General features: G+C 54.3%; 22 protein-coding genes and 1 riboswitch. Of the genes, 7 read left to right on the forward strand and 15 right to left on the reverse strand.

The features are described from left to right. The 4 genes from polB to araB are packed head-to-tail and all read right to left on the reverse strand — an operon-like array spanning position 1 to position 6403. Positions 1–2388 carry a DNA polymerase II gene (gene polB, locus ACLHV8_RS03330; RefSeq protein ID WP_208593984.1) on the reverse strand — a complete coding sequence of 796 codons (2388 nt, stop codon included), beginning with the start codon at positions 2386–2388 and terminating at the stop codon, positions 1–3. Between the two features lie 44 nt (positions 2389–2432). Continuing rightward, positions 2433–3128 carry an L-ribulose-5-phosphate 4-epimerase gene (gene araD, locus ACLHV8_RS03335; protein ID WP_028016657.1) on the reverse strand — a complete coding sequence of 232 codons (696 nt, stop codon included), beginning with the start codon at positions 3126–3128 and terminating at the stop codon, positions 2433–2435. A 52-nt stretch (positions 3129–3180) separates the two neighbouring features. Next, positions 3181–4683 carry an L-arabinose isomerase gene (gene araA / locus ACLHV8_RS03340; RefSeq protein WP_208593983.1) on the reverse strand — a complete coding sequence of 501 codons (1503 nt, stop codon included), beginning with the start codon at positions 4681–4683 and terminating at the stop codon, positions 3181–3183. A gap of 10 nt (positions 4684–4693) precedes the next feature. Next, entirely contained in the window at positions 4694–6403 is a 1710-nt protein-coding gene (araB, locus tag ACLHV8_RS03345; protein WP_208593982.1) for a ribulokinase, read from the reverse strand. Positions 6404–6740: 337 nt separating this feature from the next. Between araB and araC the strand changes: the two genes are divergently transcribed. Continuing rightward, positions 6741–7586: an arabinose operon transcriptional regulator AraC gene (gene araC / locus ACLHV8_RS03350; RefSeq protein ID WP_208593981.1), complete on the forward strand. Its 846-nt coding sequence runs from the start codon at positions 6741–6743 to the stop codon at positions 7584–7586. Between the two features lie 128 nt (positions 7587–7714). Next, the gene (locus tag ACLHV8_RS03355; protein ID WP_028016661.1) at positions 7715–8482 is read left to right on the forward strand and encodes a DedA family protein; all 768 of its coding nucleotides are present in this window, start codon (positions 7715–7717) and stop codon (positions 8480–8482) included. Here the strand turns inward: ACLHV8_RS03355 and thiQ are convergent. From thiQ to sgrR, 4 genes are all read right to left on the reverse strand, one after another. After that, on the reverse strand, positions 8479–9174 hold the full coding sequence (gene thiQ, locus ACLHV8_RS03360; RefSeq protein WP_208593980.1) for a thiamine ABC transporter ATP-binding protein ThiQ: 696 nt from the start codon (positions 9172–9174) through the stop codon (positions 8479–8481). The two genes, ACLHV8_RS03355 and thiQ, sit on opposite strands and share 4 nt — an antisense overlap. Further along, positions 9158–10768: a thiamine/thiamine pyrophosphate ABC transporter permease ThiP gene (gene thiP / locus ACLHV8_RS03365; RefSeq protein ID WP_208593979.1), complete on the reverse strand. Its 1611-nt coding sequence runs from the start codon at positions 10766–10768 to the stop codon at positions 9158–9160. Before thiP ends, thiQ begins: the two co-directional genes overlap by 17 nt. Continuing rightward, positions 10744–11727 carry a thiamine ABC transporter substrate binding subunit gene (thiB, locus tag ACLHV8_RS03370; protein WP_108089558.1) on the reverse strand — a complete coding sequence of 328 codons (984 nt, stop codon included), beginning with the start codon at positions 11725–11727 and terminating at the stop codon, positions 10744–10746. Before thiB ends, thiP begins: the two co-directional genes overlap by 25 nt. A 31-nt stretch (positions 11728–11758) precedes the next feature. After that, positions 11759–11859: riboswitch (TPP riboswitch) on the reverse strand. 36 nt (positions 11860–11895) lie between these two features. After that, a complete protein-coding gene (gene sgrR / locus ACLHV8_RS03375; protein WP_410376756.1) occupies positions 11896–13551 on the reverse strand; it encodes an HTH-type transcriptional regulator SgrR in 1656 nt (551 codons plus the stop codon). 88 nt (positions 13552–13639) lie between these two features. On the opposite strand from sgrR, the gene sgrT reads away from it, so the two are divergent. Continuing rightward, positions 13640–13792 carry a glucose uptake inhibitor SgrT gene (gene sgrT / locus ACLHV8_RS03380; protein WP_208593978.1) on the forward strand — a complete coding sequence of 51 codons (153 nt, stop codon included), beginning with the start codon at positions 13640–13642 and terminating at the stop codon, positions 13790–13792. 120 nt (positions 13793–13912) lie between these two features. After that, entirely contained in the window at positions 13913–15091 is a 1179-nt protein-coding gene (locus ACLHV8_RS03385; RefSeq protein ID WP_208593977.1) for a sugar efflux transporter, read from the forward strand. A 46-nt stretch (positions 15092–15137) separates the two neighbouring features. On the opposite strand, the gene ACLHV8_RS03390 is transcribed toward ACLHV8_RS03385, so the two are convergent. The 7 genes from ACLHV8_RS03390 to leuL form a co-directional block, all read right to left on the reverse strand. Further along, the gene (locus ACLHV8_RS03390) at positions 15138–15719 is read right to left on the reverse strand and encodes a cytochrome b/b6 domain-containing protein (protein WP_049005261.1); all 582 of its coding nucleotides are present in this window, start codon (positions 15717–15719) and stop codon (positions 15138–15140) included. 111 nt (positions 15720–15830) lie between these two features. Beyond that, positions 15831–16721, reverse strand: coding sequence for a cation diffusion facilitator family transporter (locus ACLHV8_RS03395; RefSeq protein WP_208593976.1), 891 nt, complete (start codon positions 16719–16721; stop codon positions 15831–15833). A 164-nt stretch (positions 16722–16885) separates the two neighbouring features. Then, entirely contained in the window at positions 16886–17491 is a 606-nt protein-coding gene (leuD, locus tag ACLHV8_RS03400) for a 3-isopropylmalate dehydratase small subunit (RefSeq protein ID WP_028016669.1), read from the reverse strand. Positions 17492–17501: 10 nt separating this feature from the next. Further along, positions 17502–18902, reverse strand: a complete 1401-nt coding sequence (gene leuC, locus ACLHV8_RS03405) for a 3-isopropylmalate dehydratase large subunit (protein ID WP_208593975.1) — start codon at positions 18900–18902, stop codon at positions 17502–17504. Between the two features lie 2 nt (positions 18903–18904). Further along, entirely contained in the window at positions 18905–19996 is a 1092-nt protein-coding gene (gene leuB / locus ACLHV8_RS03410) for a 3-isopropylmalate dehydrogenase (RefSeq protein ID WP_028016671.1), read from the reverse strand. Next, positions 19996–21567 carry a 2-isopropylmalate synthase gene (gene leuA, locus ACLHV8_RS03415; protein ID WP_108089561.1) on the reverse strand — a complete coding sequence of 524 codons (1572 nt, stop codon included), beginning with the start codon at positions 21565–21567 and terminating at the stop codon, positions 19996–19998. The genes leuB and leuA overlap by 1 nt, the downstream gene beginning before the upstream one ends. Before the next feature lie 91 nt (positions 21568–21658). Beyond that, a complete protein-coding gene (leuL, locus tag ACLHV8_RS03420; RefSeq protein ID WP_071530973.1) occupies positions 21659–21745 on the reverse strand; it encodes a leu operon leader peptide in 87 nt (28 codons plus the stop codon). A 594-nt stretch (positions 21746–22339) separates the two neighbouring features. On the opposite strand from leuL, the gene leuO reads away from it, so the two are divergent. The 3 genes from leuO (at position 22340) to ilvN (ending at position 25899) form a co-directional block, all read left to right on the forward strand. Beyond that, positions 22340–23302 carry a transcriptional regulator LeuO gene (gene leuO, locus ACLHV8_RS03425; protein ID WP_410376757.1) on the forward strand — a complete coding sequence of 321 codons (963 nt, stop codon included), beginning with the start codon at positions 22340–22342 and terminating at the stop codon, positions 23300–23302. Between the two features lie 379 nt (positions 23303–23681). After that, the gene (ilvI, locus tag ACLHV8_RS03430; RefSeq protein ID WP_028016674.1) at positions 23682–25406 is read left to right on the forward strand and encodes an acetolactate synthase 3 large subunit; all 1725 of its coding nucleotides are present in this window, start codon (positions 23682–23684) and stop codon (positions 25404–25406) included. Position 25407: 1 nt separating this feature from the next. Continuing rightward, a complete protein-coding gene (ilvN, locus tag ACLHV8_RS03435; RefSeq protein WP_028016675.1) occupies positions 25408–25899 on the forward strand; it encodes an acetolactate synthase small subunit in 492 nt (163 codons plus the stop codon). The last annotated feature ends 46 nt before the right edge of the window (positions 25900–25945 follow it).

Consider the following 25945-nt stretch of genomic DNA (forward strand, 5'->3'; position numbering starts at 1 on the left):
TCAAAATAGGCCAAGTTGCCCTGTCACTAGTGTAGCAAAATCATCGTCGATGAAGGGTAAAATTCCCTCTGCAACGGGCTGGAGCTGGCGCGTCAGGTAGTGATCGTAATCGAGTGGCGACTGTTGATAATCAACAGGTTCCGGGCCGCTGGTGGTCCAGACATATTTGATTGTCCCCCGGTTTTGATACTGCGGCGAGCGACCCCGTCGCACATTCTCTTCATCCGCCAGACGGGCGGCGCGCACGTGTGGCGGTACGTTGCGCTGGTATTCAGCCAGCGGGCGGCGCAGGCGTTTGCGATATACCAGTTGATCGTCCAGCTCACCGGCCATCAGGCTGGCAATGGTTTCGCGCACGTAATCCTGATAAGGCTCATTGCGAAAGACTCGCAGATAGAGCGTTTGCTGGAACTGTTGCGCCAGAGGAGTCCAGTCGGTGCGTACCGTCTCCAGCCCTTTAAAGACCATCCTCTGCGCGTCGCCTTCCTGAATCAGCCCGGCGTAGCGCTTCTTGCTACCCTGATCGGTACCGCGAATGGTGGGCATTAAAAAGCGGGCAAAATGGGTTTCATATTCCAGTTCTAACGCGCTGTTTAACCGCTCTTTTTGCAAATGCACCCGCCACCAGTCGTTTACGTAGGCAACCAGTGCTTTGCCGATTTGCGCGGCATCGTCTTCCGAATGTCCACCCTTAAGCCACACAAAGGTGGAGTCCGTGTCGCCGTAGATGACGTCATAGCCCCTGGATTCAATCAGCGCTTTGGTCTGTCGCATGATCTCGTGACCGCGCATGGTGATCGAGGAGGCCAGCCGTGGGTCGAAGAAACGGCAGGCGCTGGTACCCAGCACGCCATAAAAGGCATTCATGATGATTTTTAGCGCCTGCGAGAGCGGCTTATTGCCGTGGCGCTTGGCTTCGTCGCGACCGTGCCAGATGCTTCCGACGATCTCCGGCAGACAGTGTTTTTCGCGTGAGAAGCGAGCCCCGAGAAAGCCTTCGGTGCTGTGCTCATCATCCGGTTGGGCCATGCCCTCAACCAGCCCGACGGGATCGATCAGGAAGGTGCGGATTATCGACGGGTAGAGGCTTTTGTAGTCCAGCACCAGCACGGAGTCATACAACCCTGGCCGGGAATCCATGACATAACCGCCGGGGCTGGCCTGCGGTGGTACCTCTCCGAGATTCGGGGCGACATACCCCGCACGGTGCATACGGGGGAAGTAGAGATGACTAAAGGCCGCCACGGAGCCGCCGTGTCGATCGGCTGCGAGACCGTTTACCGTCGCACGCTCCAGCAGGAACGGCATAATCTCGGTTTTGTGGAAAATCTGCGTGACCAGCTCGCAGTCTTTCAGGTTATAGGTGGCAAGCGCCGGTTTATCTTCGTTAAAGCGGCGGTCTATTTCATCCATTCTGTCCCAGGGGTTGTCGATAGATTTGCCTTCGCCAAGCAGCTCCTGCGCGACGGCTTCCAGAGAGAACGAAGAGAAGTTCCAGAAGGCGGATTTCAGTGCCTCAATGCCGTCGATAATCAGGCGGCCGTTAGCCTGGGCGAAGAATACGCCGTTTTTAAAACCATGTTCGCGCCATTCTATTTCCGTATTGCCACGTCCCAGCATCAGCGGAATTCGGTACCGCTCGGCGTGTTTTTGCAACACCCGCAGGTCAAACTGCACCACGTTCCAGCCAATCAGCACATCGGGGTCGTACTCGGCAAACCACTGATTCAGTTTTTCCAGCAGATGAGGACGGCTGTTGACATACTCCAGCCGGAAATCCAGCGCGGAGGCATCGCCATTCGGCGGTCCGAGCATATAGACAACCCGATCGCCGCAGCCTTCCAGACCAATGCAGTACAGTTCCCCGTGGCGGGTGGTTTCGATATCCAGCGACACCCATTTCAGCGGCGGGCGATAGTGCGGGTTGGGCTTCAGGCGTGCATCGACAATTCGGCCGTTTTGCTCGGTGCCATCGACCCAAACCGGTGCGGTAATAAACCGCTCCATCAGAAAACGCTCCGGTGGACGGATATCCGCTTCATAAAGCGTGACACCCGCTTCACGCAGCAGTTTTTCATAGCGCATTAATTGCCGGTGGGCGCGACAGTAAAGTCCGTAAACCGGCTGACGGTGAAAATCCTTCAGTTCAAGCGGCGTGATGCGCCAGTTATTTTCGCCGCGCAGCAACTGCTTCGCTTTTTCGACGTGTGCCTCAGGAATAAAGGCCACGGATTCCTGTGGCGGCAGCGTAACATTCAGCGGGCCGTTGTCCGTTGCCAGCCAGAATGCAACCTCAGTACCTTGAGGGGTATCCCGCCAGTGTCGGGTCAGTAAAAAGCCTTCTTGCGCCTGCGCCACGCCGTTATCCCATAAAACAAAACCAGGCATGATTATAGCCTGGTTGAATAGTTTATGCTGGGTATATATACAGTTTATTGCCCGTAATAGGCTTTCGCACCGTGCTTGCGCAGATAATGTTTATCCAGCAGGGTTTGCTGCATATCCGGTAGCTGCGGCGCCAGCTGGCGACAGAAGATCCCCATATAGGCAATTTCTTCGAGCACTATCGCGTTATGCACTGCATCTTCCGCGTTTTTCCCCCAGGCAAACGGGCCGTGGGAGTGCACCAGAACCCCCGGCATCTGAGCCGCGTCGATTCCCTGCTTTTCAAAGGTTTCGACAATCACGTTGCCGGTTTCCCACTCATATTCACCGTTGATCTCTGCATCGGTCATTAAACGGGTACAGGGAATGGTGCCGTAAAAGTAGTCCGCGTGCGTGGTGCCAGTGGCCGGGATGGACTGGCCAGCCTGCGCCCAGATGGTCGCATGGCGTGAATGGGTGTGGACAATGCCGCCGACCGTCGGGAATGACTGGTACAGCAGACGGTGAGTTGGCGTATCAGAGGAGGGCTTTTTCGTTCCTTCCACTACTTCGCCCGTGGCGATACTGACCACGACCATATCTTCCGCCGTCATTACGCTGTAATCGACGCCGGAAGGCTTGATCACAAACACGCCTTTTTCCCGATCAACGGCGCTAACGTTACCCCAGGTCAGGGTGACGAGATTGTGTTTCGGCAGCGCCAGGTTGGCTTCGAGTACCTGACGTTTGAGTTCTTCTAGCATGCAATCCTCCAGGAAAAGAGGCCCGCCCTGCGGCAGGCCAAAGATTCCCCTGTTAACGTTTTGAACCGTAATAGACTTCGTTCCAGCGCAGCGCGTCTTTGAAGGCTGGCAGGCGGGTATCGTTATCAATCACGGTCAGCTCGATATCGTGCAGTTCGGCAAACTGACGCATGTCATTGAGATCCAGTGCGTGGCTGAAGACCGTGTGGTGCGCTCCACCGGCCAGGATCCAGGCCTCTGACGCGGTTGGCAGATCAGGCTGTGCTTTCCACAGGGCGTTGGCGACCGGCAGTTTAGGCAGGGAGTGCGGCGTTTCAACCGCGTCGACGCAGTTGACCAGCAGGCGGAAACGATCGCCCAGATCGATCAGGCTGGCGTTGATAGCCGGGCCAGTACGCGTGTTGAAGATCAGACGCGCCGGATCGGCTTTGCCGCCGATACCAAGGTATTGCACGTCGAGGATCGGTTTCTCTTCGACGGCGATAGAAGGGCACACTTCCAGCATGTGAGAGCCGAGCACCAGGTCGTTGCCGTTCTCGAAGTGGTAGGTGTAATCCTCCATAAAGGAGGTGCCGCCCTGCAGACCGGTTGACATCACTTTCATGATGCGAAGCAGAGCGGCAGTTTTCCAGTCGCCTTCGCCCGCAAAGCCGTAGCCCTGCTGCATCAGACGTTGTACTGCCAGGCCTGGCAGTTGTTTCAGACCGTGGAGATCTTCAAACGTGGTGGTGAAAGCGTGGAAGCCGCCCTGTTCCAGGAAACGCTTCATGCCCAGCTCAATGCGCGCCGCGTCCAGCACGTTCTGGCGCTTGTCGCCGTTGATCTGTGCCGCTGGCGTCAGGCGATAGCTGCTTTCGTACTCATCCACCAGCGCGCTCACGTCGCCATCGCTGATTTCATTCACCACCTGAACCAGGTCGCCCACGGCCCAGGTATTCACGGAGAAACCGAACTTGATCTGCGCGGCGACTTTATCGCCGTCGGTGACCGCAACTTCACGCATGTTGTCACCAAAACGCACCACTTTCAGGTGGCGGGTGTCCTGCTTAGAGACCGCCTGACGCATCCAGGAGCCGATACGTTTTTGCGCGTGCTGATCCTGCCAGTGGCCAGTCACGACGGCGTGCTGCTGACGCATACGCGCGCCGATGAAGCCAAACTCACGGCCGCCGTGCGCGGTCTGGTTCAGGTTCATAAAGTCCATGTCGATGCTGTCCCACGGCAGGGAGGCGTTGAACTGGGTATGGAACTGAAGTAAAGGTTTATTGAGGATGGACAGGCCATTGATCCACATTTTGGCGGGCGAGAAGGTATGCAGCCACACCACCATCCCGGCGCATTTATCGTCGTAGTTGGCGTCCCGGCAAATGTGAGTGATTTCGTCCGGCGTGGTGCCCAGCGGTTTCAGCACCAGTTTGCACGGCAGTTTAGCTTCTGCATTCAGCGCGTTAACGACATGCTCCGCGTGTTTCGTCACCTGTTTCAGTGCTTCCGGCCCGTACAGATGCTGGCTGCCAATCACAAACCACACTTCATAATTATTAAAAATGGTCATCGTCGTGTCCTTAATGGGTCAGGGTTGCCGTAGTGTCCGCGGTGCTTTTGGCCGGGGCGGCGACAGGGAGATAGTGGAGTTCGGCGCTTTTTGCCCATTGCTGGTAGCGCTGATAAAGCTGTTCAAAGCGCTGCGCCTGCGAGGCGCGCGGCTGCAGGGTGTTTTCGACGGCGCTCGCCATATGCTGCTGAGCCGTCGGGATATCCGCGTGAACACCTGCGGCGACGGCGGCGAAAATTGCCGCGCCCAGCGCGCAGCACTGATCGGAGGCCACAATCTGCAGCGGACGGTTCAGCACGTCGCAGCAGGCCTGCATGATCACCGGGTTTTTACGGGCGATACCGCCCAGCGCCATCACGTTGTTCACGTCGATGCCCTGTTCGGTGAAGCACTCCATAATGGCGCGTGCGCCAAACGCGGTGGCGGCAATCAAACCGCCAAACAGCGCAGGTGCGTCGGTTGCCAGGTTGAGATCGGTAATCACCCCTTTCAGGCGCTGGTTAGCAAACGGCGTACGGCGGCCGTTGAACCAGTCCAGCACCACCGGGAGATGATCGAGAGACGGATTTTTTGCCCAGGCGTCAGTGAGCTGTGGCAGGAGCTGCTTTTTGCTCTCGGCGATCTGGGTTTTCAGTTCAGGATGCGCCGCCGCCAGCTGGTCCAGCGGCCAGCCGAGCACGCGGCCAAACCAGGCGTAGATATCACCAAACGCAGACTGACCGGCTTCAAGGCCGATAAAGTCCGGCACCACGCTACCGTCAACCTGGCCGCAGATACCTTTTACCGCGCGGTTGCCAACGGTGGATTTATCTGCCGTCAGAATGTCGCAGGTCGAGGTGCCGATCACTTTCACCAGCGTATTGGGTTGTGCACCTGCTCCGACTGCGCCCATATGGCAGTCAAACGCGCCGCCGGAGATGGCCACATTCTGCGGAAGCCCAAGACGCTTCGCCCACTCTTCGCAGAGCGTGCCGGCAGGGATATCAGCGGTGAAGGTGTCGGTAAACAGCGGATATGTCAGGCTCTTGTTGATGATCGGGTCGAGTTCATCGAAGAACGCAGCCGGAGGCAGGCCGCCCCAGCTTTCGTGCCACAGGGATTTATGCCCGGCGCTGCAGCGACCACGACGGATATCCTGCGGGCGGGTGGTGCCGGAGAGCAGAGCGGGAACCCAGTCGCACAGTTCAATCCAGGAGACGGCCGCCTGGGCAACCGATGCGTCTGCACGGGTAACGTGCAGGATCTTGGCCCAGAACCATTCGCTGGAGTAAATGCCGCCGATGTAGCGCGAGTAGTCTGTTTTACCCGTTTGATGGCACAGGCGGGTGATGGCTTCGGCCTCTTCCACGGCGGTATGGTCTTTCCACAGCACGAACATGGCGTTCGGGTTGTCGGCAAACTCAGGGCGCAGCGCCAGCACGCGGCCTTCCGCATCCACAGGGGCTGGTGTAGAACCGGTACTGTCGACGCCAATCCCGACAATCTCTGCCCGCTGAGCGTCAGTCAGTTCAGCGAGAACGGTTTTGATTGCCGCTTCCATTGACTCGATGTAGTCACGCGGGTGGTGACGGAACTGGTTATTTGGCGCATCGCAGTAGCGCCCCTCTTGCCAGCGCGGGTACCACTCAACGCTGGTTGCTATCTCCTGGCCGGACGTACAGTCCACTGCCAGCGCGCGAACCGAGTCGCTGCCAAAATCGAGGCCAATCGCAATTGCCATGGTGTTGCTCCATCAAAAAAACAGGTATGGAAGAACATTAGAGACTGGGGGCGAAAATCGTCAGGCAGGATTCGCTAATCTTATGGACTAAATTGCTGTTGCGATGGAAAGTGTGACGCCGTGCAAATATTCAATGTGGACATTTCTGCCGCACTTATAGACACTTTTGTTACTGCTTATTTGCCTGACCTGGCGGATAAATCAGGGGGAAAGGCTGAAACATGGCGGACGTAAAAGAGGCGTGATGCTTTTTGGATCTTTTCGCGGGCCATTTTTAACCTGCTTTTTACGATATGGACAATTGGTTTCCTTCAGGACCCTTGGGAGAACTGAATCTATGGCCGAAACGCAAAACGATCCTTTGCTGCCGGGATACTCGTTTAACGCGCACCTTGTGGCGGGACTGACCCCTATCGAGGCTGAGGGATACCTCGACTTTTACATTGACCGCCCACTCGGGATGAAAGGGTATATCCTCAACCTGACCGTGCGCGGGGAGGGGATCATCAAGAACGGTGACCAGCAGTTTGTCTGCCGCCCCGGCGATATCCTGTTGTTCCCGCCGGGGGAGATCCACCACTACGGGCGTCACCCGGATGCAAAAGAGTGGTATCACCAGTGGGTCTACTTCCGTCCGCGCGCCTACTGGCAGGAGTGGCTTTCGTGGCCGGCGATTTTTGCGCATACCGGTTTTTATCGACCGGATGATCTCCATCTTGCTCAGTTTCGCGAGCTTTTTGCGCAGATCATTGAGGCGGGGCAGGCGGGAGGACGTTATGCCGAACTGCTGGCGATTAACCTGCTTGAACAACTGCTGCTGCGGCGTATGGAGGCCATTAACGAATCGCTTAATCCTCCACTGGATAACCGCGTGCGCGACGCCTGCCAGTACATCAGTGACCATCTGGCAGATAGTCAGTTTGATATCGCCAGCGTCGCTCAGCACGTCTGTCTGTCTCCGTCGCGGCTGTCGCATCTCTTTCGCCAGCAGCTTGGCGTCAGCGTGCTAAGCTGGCGTGAGGACCAGCGTATCAGTCAGGCGAAGCTGTTACTCAGCACCACCCGGATGCCGATTGCCACCGTGGGGCGTAACGTGGGCTTTGAGGATCAACTTTATTTCTCTCGTGTTTTCAAAAAATGCACGGGTGCCAGCCCCAGTGAATTCCGCGCGGGTTGTGAATAAACGGTAAAAAAAGATAAACAAACAGGTGAACTGTGGAAGCAACCTGTAAACTATTCAGACAATTGATGCCTTGACGCGGTGCGGGGCGCTAAGCAGAATCGCTGATTCGTTTTCTGACCGGAATAGTTATGCAGGCTTTGCTGGAACACTTTATTACCCAGTCCGTTATGTACTCGCTCATCGCCGTTGCGCTGGTGGCGTTTCTGGAATCGCTGGCGCTGGTCGGGTTAATTCTGCCCGGCACCGTGATGATGGCCGGGCTTGGCGCGCTGATTGGCAGCGGCGAGGTCAACTTCTGGCAGGCGTGGCTGGCCGGGATTATCGGCTGCCTGCTGGGCGACTGGATCTCCTTCTGGCTGGGCTGGCGCTTTAAGAAGCCGCTGCACCGCTGGTCGTTCATGAAAAAGAACAAAGCCCTGCTGGATAAAACCGAACATGCGCTGCACCAGCACAGCATGTTCACCATCCTGGTCGGCCGCTTTGTCGGGCCGACGCGTCCGCTGGTGCCCATGGTCGCCGGGATGCTGGATCTGCCAGTCACAAAATTTGTTGTGCCGAATATTATCGGCTGTGTCTTCTGGCCGCCGTTTTACTTCCTGCCGGGGATCCTCGCGGGGGCGGCTATTGATATTCCTGATGGTATGCAAAGCGGTGAGTTTAAGTGGCTATTGCTGGCGACCGCTCTGCTGCTGTGGATCGCCGCATGGCTGTGCTGGCGGCTGTGGCGCAGCGCGAAAGCGAATATTGATCGTCTGACGCGCTACCTGCCTCGCTCGCGCCTTTTGTGGCTTGCGCCGTTGACGCTCGGCATAGCCGTAGTGGCGCTGGTGGCGTTGATCCGCCACCCGCTGATGCCGGTGTATGGCGAGATTTTATTGAAGGTCGTCAGCCGTTAACCAATACCCAGAAGCTGTGATGCGCTCGCTTTCCCACTTACCAGTGCTTCCGTTTCGCCATCCCATAGAATGCGACCCTCCGCGATCACCACCGATCGCGGAGCAATCCTCGCGGCATCCTCAATGCTGTGCGATACCATCAACATGGTGAGCTTCTGACGCTGGCAGACCTCCTGTACCAGAGCCAGCATTTCCTGGCGCAGCGCCGGGTCGAGTGCAGAGAAGGGCTCGTCCAGCAACAGAACAGGCTGCTCGCGTACCAGACAACGCGCCAGCGCGACACGCTGGCGTTGACCGCCGGAAAGCTCCCCTGGCAGACGGTCGATAAACCCGGTGATCCCCATCTGCCCGGCAATAATCTCCAGCTTCTGGCGCTGGGTATCGTTCAGTTTTAACCCCGGATCCATCCCCAGGGCGATGTTCTGCCGTACGGTAAGATGGGTGAAAAGATTATTTTCCTGAAACAGCATCGACACCGGACGCCGGGCGGGTGGCGTGCGGGTATGATCGTGGTTTTCAATCATTATTGACCCGCTTGCCGGTTGCAGAAACCCGGCTATCAGATTGAGCAACGTGCTTTTTCCTGCTCCACTTGGGCCCAGAACCGCAATCATCTCTCCCTGGCGGGCAGAAAGCGTGAAGCGCATTGGCAGGTGCTGGTAGAGCCAGGTTACATCAATCAGTTTTAACATCACGCCCCGGAAGTTTTTCGATAACGGTAAATAAGGCAAAGCAGAGTAACAGCAGCAAGAGTGCCGTGACGGCGCCATCCTGGCTACGGTAAGAGCCGATCTGCTGGTACAGCCAGTATGGCAGCGTGCGGAAATCTTCATTGCCGAAGAGCGCGACCACGCCAAAATCACCGATTGAGAGCACGCAGGCGAAAGCCAGCGCCTGTGCCAGAGGGCGTTTTAGTGCCCGCAGTTCGACGACTCTCAGCCGTTGCCAGCCCTGAATGCCAAGTGACTGACACAGCAGTGCGTAGCGGCTATTAACGTCGCGCATCGGGTTTTCCAGTACCTTCAGAGCATAAGGGATCGCCATCAGGGCATTGGTAAATATCACAATGCCGTCGGCACTTTCCGGCAGACCCACGGTACTGTTGAAAAGTAAAAAGAATCCCGTCGCCAGTACAATGCCTGGCATGGCCAGGATCAGCATACCCGTTAGCTCCAGCGCCTGTCCGGCTTTACGGGCATGGCAGGCATAAAGCTCGCGACTGCTCCACAGCAGCATCATGGTCAGTATGACGCACAGCAACCCGGCGGCCAGCGCAATGCGCAGTGAAGTCCAGGTCGTTTGCCAGAGCACAGACTGCTGCAACACGGACAGGAGATTGAGGTTCAGGCCATCGATGATAACGGCCATCAGCGGCGGCAGCATCAGCAGCAGCGCCAGCGTAATAAGCGAAATATCGGTGATACGGCTACGCAGGCTATCCTGGGGATCGCGCCAGCCTGTTATCTGGTTACTGCCCGGCGAAATGGCTTTACTCAGACGCTGGCTCAGCAGCACCAGTACAAGACAGCACACCATCTGAACTATCGCCAGCAGCGCAGCCCGACCAGGATCGTAGTCGTAACTCAGCGCCTGATAGATTGCCAGCTCAATGGTTGTTGCCTGCGGTCCACCACCCAGTGAAAGCACGGTAGCAAAGCTGGCAAAGCAGAGCATGAAGATCAGCGCGGCAACTGGCGGGATTTGGCGGCACAGCCACGGCCATTCAACAAAGCGGAAGAAAGACCAGCCGCGCATGCCCAGCTGTGCCGCAAGCTGGCGCTGCTCGCCGGGGATATTTTCCAGCGCCTGTAAAAAGAGCCGTGTCGCCATCGGCATATTGAAAAAGACGTGCGCCAGCAGGATGCCCTGAAGCCCGTATGGCGAGAAATGCCACTCCAGACCGAGCAGGCCGAACAGTGAAGACAGCCAGCCCTGACGACCATAAACGCTCAGGATGCCAAACACGGCTACCAGCACGGGCAGGATCAGCGTCATGGCGCACAGGCGCAGCAGCGCCTGCCTGCCGGGGAAACGCCTGCGATAAAGCGCACGAGCAAGGAAAATGGCGGGGGTCACCGACAGCAGGGCAGAGAGAAACGCCTGCCAGAAAGAAAAGCGGATAACGTGCCAGAGATAGCTGTCGTGCCAGAGGGAGAGCAGGTCACTCTCTGGCGCGTTCAACCACAATGCAAGAAAAGCGCCCAGGCTGACCGCCACCATCAGCATGGCGGCGAGCAGCCCAGGAATTAACCAGCCGGGAATTAGCGGCTGACGGCGCGTTGCCATTCACTTACCCATGCTGCACGCTGTGAAGCGACCTGTTGCGGCGTAAACTCCAGAGACGTTTGCGGTTTGGTCAGCTGCTCGAAACCTGCTGGCAATGCTACGTTGGTCACAGGATACATCCAGTTACCCGCCGGAATGGCATTCTGGAATGCCGGTGAAACCATAAATTTCAGGAACTTCTCGGCAAGTTCTGGCTGTTTGCTGGCCGCGGTACGCGCAGCCACTTCCACCTGCAGGTAATGACCTTCAGCGAAATTGGCCGCGGCATAGTTGTCTTTTTTCTCAGCGATGATGTGGTAGGCCGGGGAGGTGGTATAACTCAGTACCAGGTCGCTTTCCCCTTTCAGGAACAGACCGTAGGCTTCACTCCAGCCTTTAGTGACAGTGACGGTTTTGGCGGCCAGTTTCTGCCATGCTTCCGGCGCTTTATCCCCATAGACTTTCTGCATCCACAGCAGCAGACCCAGACCCGGAGTGCTGGTGCGAGGGTCTTCATAAATGACGCGCCATTTCTGATCGCCTTCCACCAGCTCTTTCAGGCTTTTCGGCGGGTTTTTCAGCTTGTTTTTGTCGTAAACAAAGGCAAAGTAGCCGTAGTCGAACGGAACGAAAGTGTCATTTTTCCAGCCGCCCGGAACGTTGACGGCATCTGCAGCTACGCCACTTTTGGCAAACAGTTTGGTCTGCGAGGCGGCCTCCAGCAGGTTGTTATCCAGCCCGAGCACCACATCGGCTTTACTGTTTTTCCCTTCCATACGCAGGCGGTTGAGCAGTGAGACGCCATCTTCCAGCGCCACGAATTTCAATTCACAGTTACAGTCCGCTTCAAAGGCTTTTTTCACCACCGGGCCTGGGCCCCAGTCAGCAGAGAAGGAGTCGTAGGTGTAGACCGTCAGAACGGGCTTCGCAATAGCAGGCAGCGCGAACAGCGCCAGCAGGGGGAGAACTTTTTTTAACACTTTGCACCTCAGGGTTGAGTGGCAAAGGATTTTGAGCAACAGCCTCAAATCCCTTCGCCGGCGTTATCCGGATCAGGTTCGACGGGTATTATCTCAGCGCACATCAGTGATGCAGCACCCCGTTGAGAACGGCGCTATTGTAATGATTTGGTGAATATTGCGAAAGCGTTATGGCTCCGGCGGGGCAAACCAGGCGGATTTAAAATCAAACCAGCCTAAGGTGTTCATCCGCAGGCCGCGCATACTGCGCTGACCCTGAATCATCAGCCAGTGATGGATCAGCGGCACAATCGCCTGCTGCGCGAGCAGTTGCTGACACCACGAGGCCAGGTTCATCTCACCTGCTCGCCACCGGGCGGCATCCTGCTGCCAGTCGCGTTCGATGCAGTGCTGGATCAGCGGCACTTCATACAGGTGAGAGAACAGCGAGAAATCGAGCGGTAGGGTGAAGTTGGCGCTGTTCAGCCAGATATCACTGACGATATCTCCGCGGTGCCATTCATCATAATCGACCTCCTGAATGTCGAGATGAACGCCTTCAGCAGCCAGCAGTTTGCTCATGATCCGGGCGATAAAGCGGTGCTCCACATGGTCACGGTAATAGGTCAACGTGATCAACTCCAGCCCGGCAGGCTTTTCACCGTGAACCGGTCGGGCGTGGTGCCAGCGTGGGAGCAGGCCGTAGGCCGGGAACCAGTATGTCTGGTATTGCTCTTCCGCCTGATAGATAAGGTTAGCCGGAGAGAGAATGTGGCTAACCCACCTGCGCACCTCGCGACTGGCGCCACGATGGCTGCGAGCGTCAAACAGCAGGTAATAGCAGCCTTCTTCAAGACGGCTTTCAACCGCTTTTTCCCCCTCGGTTGGCCCTTCCAGCGTTAAGCCGCAGCTCAGCTCTTCGCTGATGTCAGGCAGAACCCAGACGTTGACTTCATCGATCAGCGCGCGATAGCCAAAGTAGTCGTCAAAGGCGCGAATTTTAAGCTGGTTGCTGGTATTGCGCGTCACTGCGTAAGGGCCTGTCCCTACGGGCTGGCTGGCAAAATGAGGCAGAGATGCCCATTCGCGCGGCAGGATCATCGACGGAACATAGCCCATTAGCCACGGCAACCACTGGTCTGGCTCGGACAGTTCGATGTCAACGGTCCATGCTGTCGGGGAGTGGATCCGCGAGACATGGGCATACAGAGGAAGTGCGCGCGCGCGCTGAAGAGAGTCAATGACGTCGCTCATCTCCAGCTCGCGGCCGTGGTGAAAGTGGATGCCAGGGCGTAAAAAAAAGCGCCAGTGAAGCGGGGAAAGTTGCTGCCAGTGGTGCGCAATATCTGCTTCCAGTTCCCCATTTTCCTCATTTATGCGCGTCAGGCCGCTGAAGATTTGTCGGGCCATATGGGTTTCAGAGCGACGCAACGCCGTGCCGGGTAACAGATTTTTCATTGGCCGATAGTAGAGCACCCGCAGGATGTGTCGGCCCTGACGAAAACTGCGCCCGAGATGTGAAACCAGCATCTGGCGTACGGCCGCTTTGTCGCCGACCAGTTGCACCAGCTGATCGATGCGATCCTGCTCCAGCAAATCTTCTGCACGCTGCTGCTGTAGCGCTAACCCGGTATAGAGAAAGGTAAGACGCGAGCGTTTGCCGCGACCCGCCTCTGCTTCCCAGCTCAACCAGCCTTGCTGTTGCATGGTGTTAAGCAGGGTACGCATATGACGGCGAGAACAGCTGAGCAGGTCAGCCAGCTCGTTCAGCGTGGTCTCCTTCGATTGCCCCTCACAGCACTGCCAGAGGCGGATAAATTGTTGTTGCAGTCGACCGGAAGGCATAAAAGAGGAACTCCTGACAAATAATCAGCAATTTATTAATCCCTATATTAAGCCAATAATAGTTCCCGATGAAGTGAGGAGGTAAATTATGAAGAGGTCTACCGCACGTCAGTTTTATCAGCACTATTTTTCAGCGACAAAAGGAACGTCCTGGCTGGCCCGCCGGTGTGCAGAGCAACGGCTGAAAACGTTAGAAGAATTGATGCAGTGGGACGTTACAACACCGACCTCTTCCCGCTAACTCGCCTCGATCATGTGTGACTGAGTATTGGTGCTTATCACCCGCCAGCAAAATGTTTTTGCTGGCTTTTTTCGTTTATTCTTTCACCCGATTTCGATTCGCTTTCACAAGGATTTGCGCATGCTCTGGTTGATGACAATGGGGCGACGCCTGAATGGCGTCTACGCCGCTTTTATGCTGGTGTCCTTTATGATGGGCGTTGCGGGGGCGCTACAGGCGCCGACGCTGAGTCTGTTTCTCAGCCGGGAGGTAGGGGCGCAGCCGTTCTGGGTTGGCCTGTTTTATACCGTCAACGCCATTGCCGGGATTCTGGTCAGCCTGGGGCTGGCGAAACGATCGGATAGCCAGGGCGATCGCCGTAAACTGATCCTCTTTTGCTGTGCGATGGCCGTTGGCAATGCGTTACTCTTTGCCTTTAATCGTCATTATCTGACGCTCATCACCTGCGGCGTGCTGCTGGCGTCACTGGCCAATACCGCCATGCCGCAGCTGTTCGCACTGGCGCGTGAGTATGCTGACAATTCCGCGCGGGAAGTGGTGATGTTCAGTTCGGTGATGCGTGCTCAGCTTTCCCTGGCATGGGTTATTGGCCCGCCTCTGGCCTTCATGCTGGCATTGAATTACGGCTTTACCGCCATGTTCTCCATTGCGGCAGGCATTTTTGCGATAAGCCTGGTGTTGATTGCTTTCGCGCTGCCGTCTGTGGCGCGCGTCGAGCAGACAACGGACAAACCCATTACTCAGGTGAGCGGCTGGCAGGACAAAAATGTCCGCATGCTATTTATCGCCTCCACGCTGATGTGGACCTGCAACACGATGTATATCATCGACATGCCGCTGTGGATCAGCAGCTCCCTGGGGCTGCCGGATAAGCTCGCGGGGATCTTAATGGGAACCGCGGCCGGGCTGGAAATTCCGGCGATGATTCTGGCCGGGTATTACGTGAAGCGTTTTGGTAAACGCAGGATGATGGTCATTGCGGTGGCTGCCGGGGTGATGTTCTACGTGGGGCTGATCTTCTTCCACTCGCGGGAAGCGCTGCTGGCGCTACAGCTATTTAACGCTGTGTTTATTGGGATTGTTGCCGGAATAGGCATGCTCTGGTTCCAGGATTTAATGCCTGGCCGTGCGGGCTCGGCGACCACGCTTTTTACCAACAGTATTTCCACCGGGGTGATTCTGGCGGGGGTGATTCAGGGGGCGCTGTCGCAAAGCTATGGACATGCGTCGGTCTACTGGATGATTGCGGCGATTTCGTTGGTTACGCTTGGGCTGACCTGCCGCGTAAAAGACGTGTGATCGGATGAATGAGCGGAGCCCGGGTCTCCGGGCTCCGCAAACCTTTCTATTCCGAATACTGATATTTACGCTGTGCGCGTAAAGTCAGGTACATATGCACGAGACCCATAAATCCGTGTGCCCAGAAGTAGGTCTCAATAAAGACCGTCAGGAATTTATGCAAATCTAATACGGATTCCGTGACGGATGAAACCGGTCCGAGCGTGGCGTTCAGCACGAACCATACCGCTCCGCAGAGTGCAACGCCGAGCAGAGCCAGTACACCTAAGCCTTGCACCGTTGCCGCCATACCGCCAGCGTGAGCATCAGGAAGCTGACGTTGCAAGAGAGTGCGAATATCATCAACGATTCCGCTGAAGTCCAGTGCCAGCCACGCGAAGTAATACTTAAATCCGCGCTGGGTTAACATCCATGCCATCATGGCAATACCGCAAAAAATTAAACCAAAGCCTGAAATAACATGAACCCAGGTGACAATCGCGTTCAGACCCGATTCACCAAGTGCTTCGCTTTCAGTAAAGTTGGAATTAATAATCTGGGCCAGCACCAGTACTGCAACAAGAATGTGCAGTATGCGAAGAAAAGGGGTTTCTTTATGGGGAAGCGTATCGCGTATTGTTGGATTCATCGCTTTTTACCTCAATGATGAGAGAGCTGATGCGATGGAGTGTGACGCAGATTAATTAACGAAACCTTAACGATAAATAAAATGCATCACACCGTAACCATCTACACTATTTTAGTGTGCCGGATCAATATGCGTCATAACATTAAGCACATTAAATTTTTGCATCACGTTGTTTCTGGCCTTCACGGCAATTTCATGTCCTTCTTTTACGCTTAATTCTCCGTCGACTTCAAGATGAACATCGACAAGGGCTAAGTCGCCCATCTTGCGGGTTTTTAAGTCATGGATCCCGGCGACACCTTCGGTTTCGAGCAAACACGTTTTGATGTCGCGCTCAAGGTCAGGTTCAAGCGAACGATCCATCAGGTCGTGCAGCGCGTCAGCAGAGAATTTGTATCCCATATGAGCGATGAACATCCCGACAATCAGGGCTGCAACCAGGTCCATAGAGTGAAAGCCCATTAAATTCCCGGCTATACCAATGGCGACAACCACGGATGAAGCCGCGTCAGAACGGGCATGCCAGGCATTAGCTATCAGTAGTGAGGACTGGATGCGTTTTCCCGTTGCAAGCATGTATCTGAACAGACTTTCCTTAATCACTAAAGCCAGTATCGCTACCCATAGCGCGGCTCCTTTCACTGTCTGATGCGTCTCAGGGTGGAGCAGTTTATTGCCCGCCGACCAGAGCATTCCAATGCCCACAAGCAGCAAAATAGCACCAATAATGAGCTTTGCTCCGTTTTCGAAGCGAAGGTGACCGTAATGATGATCGATATCTGAGGCTTTCTGGCTTTTCTTGTTCGCAATCAGAACGACAAAATCAGAAGATAAATCGGAAAGAGAATGAATCCCATCAGCAATTAACCCTTGCGAGCCGGAAAATAGTCCTGCAACGATTTGAAAACCAGTGAGTAATATATTTATTACCACGCTAACCAATGTGCATTTATGTATTTCTTGAGAACGGAGGTGAGAATCATTGCTATTTTGCTTTTCCATTTAGATTTCCGCTGTAAGCCAACTTTTAGATTATCTTGCGCAGGCATTATTAAATTGACATTAAATATAATGTCATTAGCGGATATTTTTTCGAAAACGGCGTGTCAGGAGTGGTGGGTAAGGGAATAAAGCGAGGCCTGCAGAATAAACTGCAGGCCGGAGGTTTACTTCATAAACGCAGGCTGTTTGTGTTCGTAAGTTGCAATTGCTGCTTCGTGCTGGAGTGTTAAACCAATGCTGTCGAGACCGTTCAGCATGCAGTGACGACGGAACGCATCAATGCTGAAGCTGTAGGTCTTATCCCCGGCTTTCACGACTTCTGCTTCCAGATCCACCTCAAACGAAATACCTGGATTTGCCTGAACCAGAGCGAATAACTCGTCGACCTGCTCGTCCTTCAGTGTGACCGGCAAAAGCTGGTTGTTGAAACTGTTGCCGTAAAAGATATCCGCGAAACTTGGGGCGATAACCACTTTAAACCCGTAGTCGGTCAGGGCCCACGGAGCGTGCTCACGTGATGATCCGCAGCCAAAGTTTTCCCGCGCCAGCAGGATCGATGCGCCTTTATATTCCGGGAAGTTCAGAACGAATTCCGGGTTAGGGACTTCGCCTTTGTCATCCAGGAAACGCCAGTCGTTAAACAGATGGGCGCCAAATCCAGTGCGGGTGACCTTCTGCAAAAACTGCTTAGGAATGATCGCGTCGGTATCGACGTTAGCGGCGTCCAGAGGGACAACCAGGCCCGTATGTTGGGTAAATTTCTCTGCCATGATTGTCTCCTTATTTCAGGCTGCGAATGTCGGCGAAATGGCCGGTGACTGCCGCAGCGGCGGCCATTGCCGGGCTGACCAGATGGGTACGCCCACCGCGGCCCTGACGGCCTTCAAAGTTACGGTTGCTGGTGGAGGCACAGCGCTCGCCTGGATTCAGGCGGTCATTGTTCATGGCCAGACACATGGAGCAACCCGGCAGGCGCCACTCGAAACCTGCTTCGATAAAGATCTTATCCAGACCTTCGGCTTCGGCCTGGGCTTTTACCGGGCCGGAACCCGGAACCACCAGTGCCTGTACGCCTGGTGCCACTTTACGACCTTTGGCAATCTCTGCGGCAGCGCGCAAGTCTTCGATACGGGAGTTGGTGCAGGAGCCAATAAATACTTTATCAATGGTTACGTCGGTCAACGGAACGCCAGGTTTCAGCCCCATGTAAGCCAGCGCTTTTTCCGCACTGGCGCGCTCGACCGGGTCAGCGAAAGAGGCCGGATCGGGAATGTTGTCGTTGACAGAAATCACCTGGCCCGGGTTGGTTCCCCAGGTCACCTGAGGGGCAATCTCCTCTGCCTGCAGCGTGACAACCGTATCAAAGGTTGCCCCGTCGTCAGTTTTCAGGGTTTTCCAGTACGCGACGGCTTCGTCAAAATCATCTCCTTTCGGGGCATGCAGACGACCTTTGACATAGTTGAAGGTGGTTTCGTCTGGCGCAACCAGACCGGCTTTGGCACCCATCTCAATGGCCATATTGCACAGGGTCATACGGCCTTCCATGCTCAGCGCCTGGATGGCCTCGCCGCAGAATTCCACTACATGACCGGTGCCGCCTGCACTGCCGGTTTTGCCAATAATCGCCAGCACGATGTCTTTTGCCGTGATACCCGGAGCGGCTTTACCCTTCACTTCAATCTTCATGGTTTTGGCACGACCCTGTTTCAGGGTCTGCGTGGCCAGTACGTGTTCAACTTCAGAGGTACCGATACCGAAGGCCAGTGCGCCGAACGCGCCGTGGGTCGCGGTATGGGAGTCACCGCAGACGATGGTCATCCCCGGCAGGGTAATCCCTTGCTCAGGCCCCATTACGTGGACGATGCCCTGATACGGATGGTTCAGGTCGTACAGCTCAACGCCAAACTCGTTGCAGTTCTTAATCAATTCCTGCATCTGGATACGCGCCATCTCACCTGACGCGTTGATGTCTTTGGTCTGCGTGGAGACGTTGTGATCCATGGTCGCGAAGGTCTTACCCGGCTGACGCACTGGACGCTTGTGCGCGCGCAGCCCGTCGAATGCCTGAGGAGAGGTCACTTCGTGCACCAGATGACGGTCGATGTACAGCAGCGGGGTTTCGTTTGGTGCTTCGTAAACAACGTGCGCATCAAACAACTTTTCATATAAGGTCTTCGCCATGATTACACCCCTTCAGCGACATAGCGGGCAATGATGTCGCCCATTTCATCGGTACTGACTGCCGCCGTGCCGCGTGCTAAATCACCGGTACGGACGCCTTCTTCTAACGCCCGGTTAATGGCGTTTTCAATTGCGGTTGCTGCATCGCCTGCATCCAGGCTGTAGCGCAGCAGCAGGGCCAGGGAGAGGATCTGCGCAATCGGGTTAGCAATGTTTTTGCCTGCAATATCCGGTGCGGAACCGCCCGCCGGTTCGTACAGACCAAAACCTTCTTCATTCAGGCTTGCGGATGGCAGCATGCCCATGGAGCCGGTGATCATCGCGCACTCGTCAGAAAGAATGTCGCCGAACAGGTTGGAGCACAGCAGCACGTCAAACTGGGACGGATCTTTAATCAGCTGCATGGTCGCGTTGTCGATGTACATATGCGACAGCGCGACGTCCGGGTACTGCTTAGCGACTTCGCCGACGATCTCACGCCACAGAATGGATGACTGCAGCACGTTCGCTTTATCAATGGAGGTCACTTTATGGCGGCGTTTGCGCGCAGACTCAAAAGCAATGTGGGCGATACGTTCGATTTCAAAACGGTGATACACCTCGGTATCAAACGCTTTTTCATGCTGGCCGCTGCCTTCGCGGCCTTTTGGCTGACCAAAATAGATGCCGCCGGTCAGCTCACGCACGCACAGAATGTCGAAACCGTTAGCTGCGATATCGGCACGAAGCGGGCAGAACTCTTCCAGGCCCTGATACAGCTTCGCCGGACGCAGGTTGCTGAACAGCTTGAAATGCTTACGCAGCGGCAGCAGTGCGCCACGCTCTGGTTGCTCTGCCGGTGGCAGGTGTTCCCATTTTGGACCACCGACTGAACCAAACAGCACGGCATCGGCATTTTCGCAGCCTTCGACGGTCGCTTTTGGCAACGGCGTCCCGTGATTATCAATCGCAATGCCGCCTACATCGTAGTGGCTGGTGGTGATTTTCATCGCAAAACGCGAACGAACGGCTTCCAGTACTTTCAGCGCCTGTGCCATCACTTCCGGGCCAATACCGTCACCCGGCAACACAGCAATATGGTAATTCTTCGACATTACACGGTTTCCTTTTTGTTCTCTTTATTCTGAGCCTTGCGTTGCAACTCTTTTTCGACTTCAGCGGCGCGCCAGATGTTGTTCAGAACATGCACCATCGCTTTCGCGGAGGATTCAACAATATCGGTTGCCAGACCTACACCATGGAAACGGCGGCCATTGTGAGTGACAACAATGTCGACCTGGCCCAGCGCATCTTTGCCATGACCTTTTGCCGTCAGGTCATATTTCACCAGCTCAACATCGTATTCAGTAACACGGTTAATCGCCTGATAGATGGCATCGACAGGACCATTGCCGTTCGCGGCTTCCGCTTTAATTTCATCACCACAGGCCAGTTTGACTGAGGCGGTTGCGATATCGCTGGAGCCTGACTGCACGTTGAAGTAATCCAGACGGAAGTGCTCTGGTTCTTCCTGCTGCTTGTTAATAAAGGCCAGCGCTTCCAGGTCATAGTCGAACACCTGACCTTTTTTGTCGGCCAGTTTCAGGAACGCGTCGTACAACTGATCCATGTTGTAATCGCTGTCCTGATAACCCATCTCTTCCATACGGTGTTTTACTGCGGCACGACCGGAACGCGAAGTCAGGTTCAACTGCACCTGGTTCAGACCGATCGATTCCGGAGTCATGATTTCGTAGTTTTCACGGTTCTTCAGCACGCCATCCTGGTGTATACCGGAGGAGTGCGCGAAGGCGCCAGTGCCGACGATCGCTTTGTTGGCCGGAATAGGCATGTTGCAAATCTGGCTGACGGTCTGGCTGGTGCGCCAGATTTCGTTGTGATTGATGCGGGTGTGCACGTCCATAATGTCTTTGCGCACTTTAATCGCCATGATCACTTCTTCCAGCGAGCAGTTACCGGCACGTTCACCGATACCGTTCATCGCGCCTTCAACCTGACGCGCGCCGGCGTGTACCGCGGCTATAGCATTGCCAACGGCCAGACCCAAATCATCATGGGTATGAACAGAGATAATAGCTTTATCAATATTCGGTACGCGCTCATACAGGCCAGTGATGATGTTGGAGAACTCAAAAGGCATGGTGTAACCGACGGTGTCCGGGATGTTGATGGTTTTGGCACCGGCGTTGATTGCGGCTTCAACCACACGCGCCAGGTCTTCAATCGGCGTACGGCCTGCATCCTCACAGGAGAATTCAACGTCATCGGTGTAGTTGCGTGCGCGCTTCACCATGTACACCGCGCGTTCAATCACTTCATCCAGGGTGCTGCGCAATTTGGTTGCGATATGCATCGGTGAAGTAGCAATAAAGGTATGAATGCGGAAGGCTTCGGCAACTTTCAGTGACTCAGCCGCGACGTCGATATCTTTCTCTACGCAGCGCGCCAGACCACATACGCGGCTGTTTTTAATGGTACGCGCAATGGTCTGGACGGATTCGAAATCACCCGGAGACGAGACAGGGAAACCTACCTCCATCACGTCGACGCCCATACGTTCGAGAGCCAACGCGATCTGCAGTTTCTCTTTTACACTCAGGCTTGCCTGCAACGCCTGTTCACCGTCACGTAATGTGGTATCGAAAATAATGACTTGCTGGCTCATGGGTTAGGTCCTTGTCAGTCTTAGGGCGCCTTGCTACGAGCATAAAAAAACCCGCGCAGTGGCGCGGGTTTTTAGTCTTACTGGTGACGATTCAACGCTGAATTTCGCCCGCCAGTCTACCGCGCACAGTGGATGCGTTTAGTAGTAGTAGACCGGTGAAACGAATGGTGCGAATCATGAATCGTGCTCCGTTAAATTCAATATGCTTTTAGTGGTACTGGATACGGCCTTTCATGTCAACCCCTGACGATAAAAACGGACCTGAAGGGCGTAACAGGCAAGATGCCTGCATTAGCTAATTGTGCTGGATTTTACTTTCATGACCCGACTAATTGTCTAATTTTGGACTTGAAAAACAGATTGCTGAAACAAATAAATATAATTGGTATAAATTGAGTAAAACACGTCGCAGTGAATGCATTATGCTTAAATTATTTTAATATCATTAAGTTATGGGTTTGGTGAATGTTTTTGATGTCGTTTAAATGCCAATGGAGATAACAGGTTGTTAACCAACTGTAGATGAATGGCGTTAACAGTTTAATAATACTTAAGTCATCATTAACTTTATGGTGATTGTATATTGGTTTGGTTTATGGTTTCATTCCTGGCATAAAGTTAAGTGTATCATTTTTGCGATCTTTTGTTTTTTTAGTCTTTGCATCATCTTTATATATTCCGAATTTTAAATAATTCTCTTTTGCTAATCGTATTTGCATGATAAATCATATTTTCCGGGATTATTATCGTACCTTGGCAAAGGGAGTGTAGCGTGACAGTGGAGTCTGAAGTGCCAGAAAATAATATTAAACAACCTCAAACTTCTGATGGGATTAAACCGCAATTACGCACGGTGGATCTTAATCTTCTGACGGTGTTTGATGCTGTCATGCAGGAACAGAATATTACCCGCGCGGCACAAGCGCTGGGGATGTCACAACCTGCCGTGAGTAATGCCGTTGCCAGACTTAAGGTCATGTTTAACGACGAATTATTTGTTCGTTATGGGCGCGGGATCCAACCCACGGCGCGCGCATTCCAGTTATTCGGTTCTATCCGGCAGGCATTACAGCTGGTTCAAAATGAGTTGCCGGGGTCCGGCTTTGAACCCTTAAGCAGTGAGCGAGTATTCCATCTTTGTGTCTGTAGCCCATTAGATAATTATTTAACCTCGATTATTTATAATAAGGTTGAAGAAATTGCGCCGAATATCAACCTTGTTTTTAAGTCATCCTTAAATCAAAACACAGAACATCAGTTACGCTATCAGGAGACGGAGTTTGTTCTGGGATATGAAGAATTCCGTCGACCTGAATTCTCCTGCGTGCCGCTGTTTAAGGATGAAATGGTTTTAGTTGCCAGTAAAAAACACCCACGGCTGAATTCTCCACTACGAGAAAGTGATGTTTATAGTGAACAGCACGCCGTTGTAGCACTCGACAGATATGCTTCCTTTAGCCTGCCGTGGTATGACTCCGTGGATAAACAGGCCAGCGTGGCTTATCAGGGGATGGCAATGGTTAGCGTATTAAACGTTGTCTCACAGACTCAGCTGGTCGCTATTGCGCCGCGTTGGCTGGCAGAAGAGTTTTCCGACCCGTTAAATCTGCAAATATTGCCACTGCCGCTCAAGCTGAATAGCCGTACCTGTTATCTTTCCTGGCATGAAGCTGCGGGGCGTGACAAAGGACATCAGTGGATGGAAGAGTTGCTTATTACCATTTGCCGCCGGTAAACGCATCAGGGTAAATTGCATCGATATATGTGATTTATCCTGACTTCATTTTGATTATTGATATTTTATTCTGTTGTGATTTTTTTTGGCTGCTATCAGGCTCGCAAAAATAGATGAATTACTGAATCATCGCGCTTTTTAGCGATGATTTATCATCGCATCCTCTAATGCCAGATGAATTGACCACATCGCCTCCCAATGTCTGTTTTTTCTGCTTTAAGTACCTCTTCTCTCTGCCGGTTTGCTAATTGCCTGCCTCATAACGAGCGGTTAAGGTAAGGATCACTCTGCAAAATATAAGATTGGTTTATCCCAATCGTAAGACGGTGCGGAAATGAATTCGGCAGTCCGTCTATAACAAAATGCCTGGAGGCAAAGCATGGAGATGTTGTCTGGCGCGGAAATGGTCGTGCGATCGCTTATCGATCAGGGCGTGAAGCAAGTGTTCGGCTACCCTGGCGGCGCAGTCCTTGATATCTATGATGCGCTGCATACGGTAGGTGGCATTGACCATGTTCTGGTACGCCACGAGCAGGCGGCAGTTCATATGGCTGACGGCCTGGCACGTGCAACGGGTGAAGTGGGCGTGGTCTTGGTCACGTCAGGTCCTGGTGCAACTAACGCCATCACCGGTATTGCAACGGCGTATATGGACTCTATCCCGCTGGTGATCCTCTCAGGGCAGGTGGCGACCTCACTGATCGGCTACGATGCGTTTCAGGAGTGCGACATGGTGGGGATTTCGCGTCCCGTTGTGAAGCACAGCTTCCTGGTAAAGCAAACCGAAGACATTCCTGGCATCCTGAAAAAGGCCTTCTGGCTGGCGGCAAGCGGGCGTCCGGGACCGGTGGTGGTCGATCTGCCTAAAGATATCCTGAACCCGGCAAACAAACTGCCTTATGTCTGGCCAGAATCGGTCAGCATGCGCTCTTATAACCCAACAACGCAGGGGCATAAAGGTCAGATCAAGCGAGCGTTGCAAACGCTTCTGGCGGCCAAAAAACCGGTGGTTTATGTCGGCGGCGGGGCGATCAATTCTGCCTGCGAAGTACAGCTTCGTGAACTGATTGAGAAGCTTAACCTTCCTGTAGCGTCATCGTTGATGGGGCTTGGGGCATTCCCGGCCACCCACCCTCAGGCGCTGGGAATGCTGGGTATGCACGGTACCTATGAAGCCAACATGACTATGCATCATTCTGACGTGATCTTTGCGGTCGGGGTGCGCTTTGACGATCGTACTACCAACAATCTGGCGAAGTATTGTCCGAACGCCACCGTGCTGCATATTGATATCGATCCGACGTCAATTTCAAAAACGGTGTCGGCGGATGTGCCGATCGTCGGTGATGCTCGTCAGGTTCTGGAGCAAATGCTGGATCTGCTGGCCCAGGAGAACGCTACCCAGCCGCTGGATGAGATCCGTGACTGGTGGCAGCAGATTGATCGGTGGCGTGCGCGCCAGTGTCTGAAATATGACACGCAAAGCGAAAACATTAAGCCGCAGGCGGTTATCGAAGCGGTGTGGCGACTGACGAAAGGTGAGGCTTACGTGACCTCAGACGTGGGGCAGCACCAGATGTTTGCCGCCCTGTATTACCCGTTTGATAAACCGCGACACTGGATCAACTCGGGCGGCTTAGGAACGATGGGCTTTGGTCTACCTGCGGCGCTGGGCGTGAAGCTGGCACTGCCGAATGAAACCGTCGTCTGCGTAACCGGGGACGGCAGTATCCAGATGAACATTCAGGAGTTGTCTACCGCGCTGCAGTATGAACTGCCGGTTCTCGTGCTGAACCTGAATAACGGCTACCTGGGTATGGTCAAACAGTGGCAGGATATGATCTATTCAGGCCGCCATTCACAGTCATATATGAAATCGCTGCCGGATTTTGTTCGTCTTGCTGAAGCTTACGGTCACGTTGGCATGCGGGTGACAGATCCAGCTGAGCTGGAAACGAAGCTCGCTGAAGCGCTTGAACACGTTAAAAACAACCGCCTCGTCTTTATGGATGTGATTGTTGATGGGACCGAGCACGTTTATCCGATGCATATTCGCGGTGGTGGTATGGATGAAATGTGGTTAAGCAAAACGGAGAGAACCTGATATGCGCCGGATATTATCTGTGTTACTGGAAAACGAGTCTGGCGCACTGTCGCGCGTCATTGGGCTATTTGCGCAGCGCGGCTATAACATTGAAAGCCTGACCGTTGCACCGACGGACGATCCGACGCTGTCGCGGATGACCATTCAAACCGTCGGCGATGCCAAAGTGCTTGAGCAAATTGAGAAGCAACTGCATAAGCTGGTTGATGTACTGCGCGTGAGCGAGCTGGGGCAGGGGGCCTATGTTGAGCGTGAGGTCATGCTGGTGAAAATCCAGGCCACCGGCTACGGACGTGAGGAGGTCAAACGCAGTGCGGATATCTTCCGTGGGCAGATTATCGACGTCACGCCTTCCCTCTATACGGTTCAACTGGTCGGTACAAGTGACAAGCTGGATGCTTTCCTGGCGTCCGTGCGGGATGTAGCAAAAATTGTTGAGGTCGCGAGATCGGGCGTGGTTGGCCTGTCACGCGGCGAGAAAATCATGCGTTAGTTGTCAAAAAGGTTCGCCTCTTTCAGCCCGGTCACCAAAGCCGGGC

The sequence above is a fragment of the Enterobacter sp. CPE_E863 genome, assembly GCF_046521465.1.
Lineage (GTDB): Bacteria > Pseudomonadota > Gammaproteobacteria > Enterobacterales > Enterobacteriaceae > Enterobacter > Enterobacter adelaidei.

Bases quoted from the DNA above. Each gene is read 5' to 3' on its own strand.
- ACLHV8_RS03385 (WP_208593977.1), top strand. From the start codon at position 13,913: ATGCTCTGGTTGATGACAATGGGGCGACGCCTGAATGGCGTCTACGCC.
- thiP (WP_208593979.1), bottom strand. From the start codon at position 10,768: ATGGCAACGCGCCGTCAGCCGCTAATTCCCGGCTGGTTAATTCCTGGG.
- sgrR (WP_410376756.1), bottom strand. From the start codon at position 13,551: ATGCCTTCCGGTCGACTGCAACAACAATTTATCCGCCTCTGGCAGTGC.
- ACLHV8_RS03395 (WP_208593976.1), bottom strand. From the start codon at position 16,721: ATGGAAAAGCAAAATAGCAATGATTCTCACCTCCGTTCTCAAGAAATA.
- araD (WP_028016657.1), bottom strand. From the start codon at position 3,128: ATGCTAGAAGAACTCAAACGTCAGGTACTCGAAGCCAACCTGGCGCTG.
- polB (WP_208593984.1), bottom strand. From the start codon at position 2,388: ATGCCTGGTTTTGTTTTATGGGATAACGGCGTGGCGCAGGCGCAAGAA.
- leuL (WP_071530973.1), bottom strand. From the start codon at position 21,745: ATGATTCGCACCATTCGTTTCACCGGTCTACTACTACTAAACGCATCC.
- leuC (WP_208593975.1), bottom strand. From the start codon at position 18,902: ATGGCGAAGACCTTATATGAAAAGTTGTTTGATGCGCACGTTGTTTAC.
- ACLHV8_RS03355 (WP_028016661.1), top strand. From the start codon at position 7,715: ATGCAGGCTTTGCTGGAACACTTTATTACCCAGTCCGTTATGTACTCG.
- ilvI (WP_028016674.1), top strand. From the start codon at position 23,682: ATGGAGATGTTGTCTGGCGCGGAAATGGTCGTGCGATCGCTTATCGAT.
- leuD (WP_028016669.1), bottom strand. From the start codon at position 17,491: ATGGCAGAGAAATTTACCCAACATACGGGCCTGGTTGTCCCTCTGGAC.
- araB (WP_208593982.1), bottom strand. From the start codon at position 6,403: ATGGCAATTGCGATTGGCCTCGATTTTGGCAGCGACTCGGTTCGCGCG.
- araA (WP_208593983.1), bottom strand. From the start codon at position 4,683: ATGACCATTTTTAATAATTATGAAGTGTGGTTTGTGATTGGCAGCCAG.
- ACLHV8_RS03390 (WP_049005261.1), bottom strand. From the start codon at position 15,719: ATGAATCCAACAATACGCGATACGCTTCCCCATAAAGAAACCCCTTTT.
- leuB (WP_028016671.1), bottom strand. From the start codon at position 19,996: ATGTCGAAGAATTACCATATTGCTGTGTTGCCGGGTGACGGTATTGGC.
- leuA (WP_108089561.1), bottom strand. From the start codon at position 21,567: ATGAGCCAGCAAGTCATTATTTTCGATACCACATTACGTGACGGTGAA.
- thiQ (WP_208593980.1), bottom strand. From the start codon at position 9,174: ATGTTAAAACTGATTGATGTAACCTGGCTCTACCAGCACCTGCCAATG.
- araC (WP_208593981.1), top strand. From the start codon at position 6,741: ATGGCCGAAACGCAAAACGATCCTTTGCTGCCGGGATACTCGTTTAAC.
- sgrT (WP_208593978.1), top strand. From the start codon at position 13,640: ATGAAGAGGTCTACCGCACGTCAGTTTTATCAGCACTATTTTTCAGCG.
- ilvN (WP_028016675.1), top strand. From the start codon at position 25,408: ATGCGCCGGATATTATCTGTGTTACTGGAAAACGAGTCTGGCGCACTG.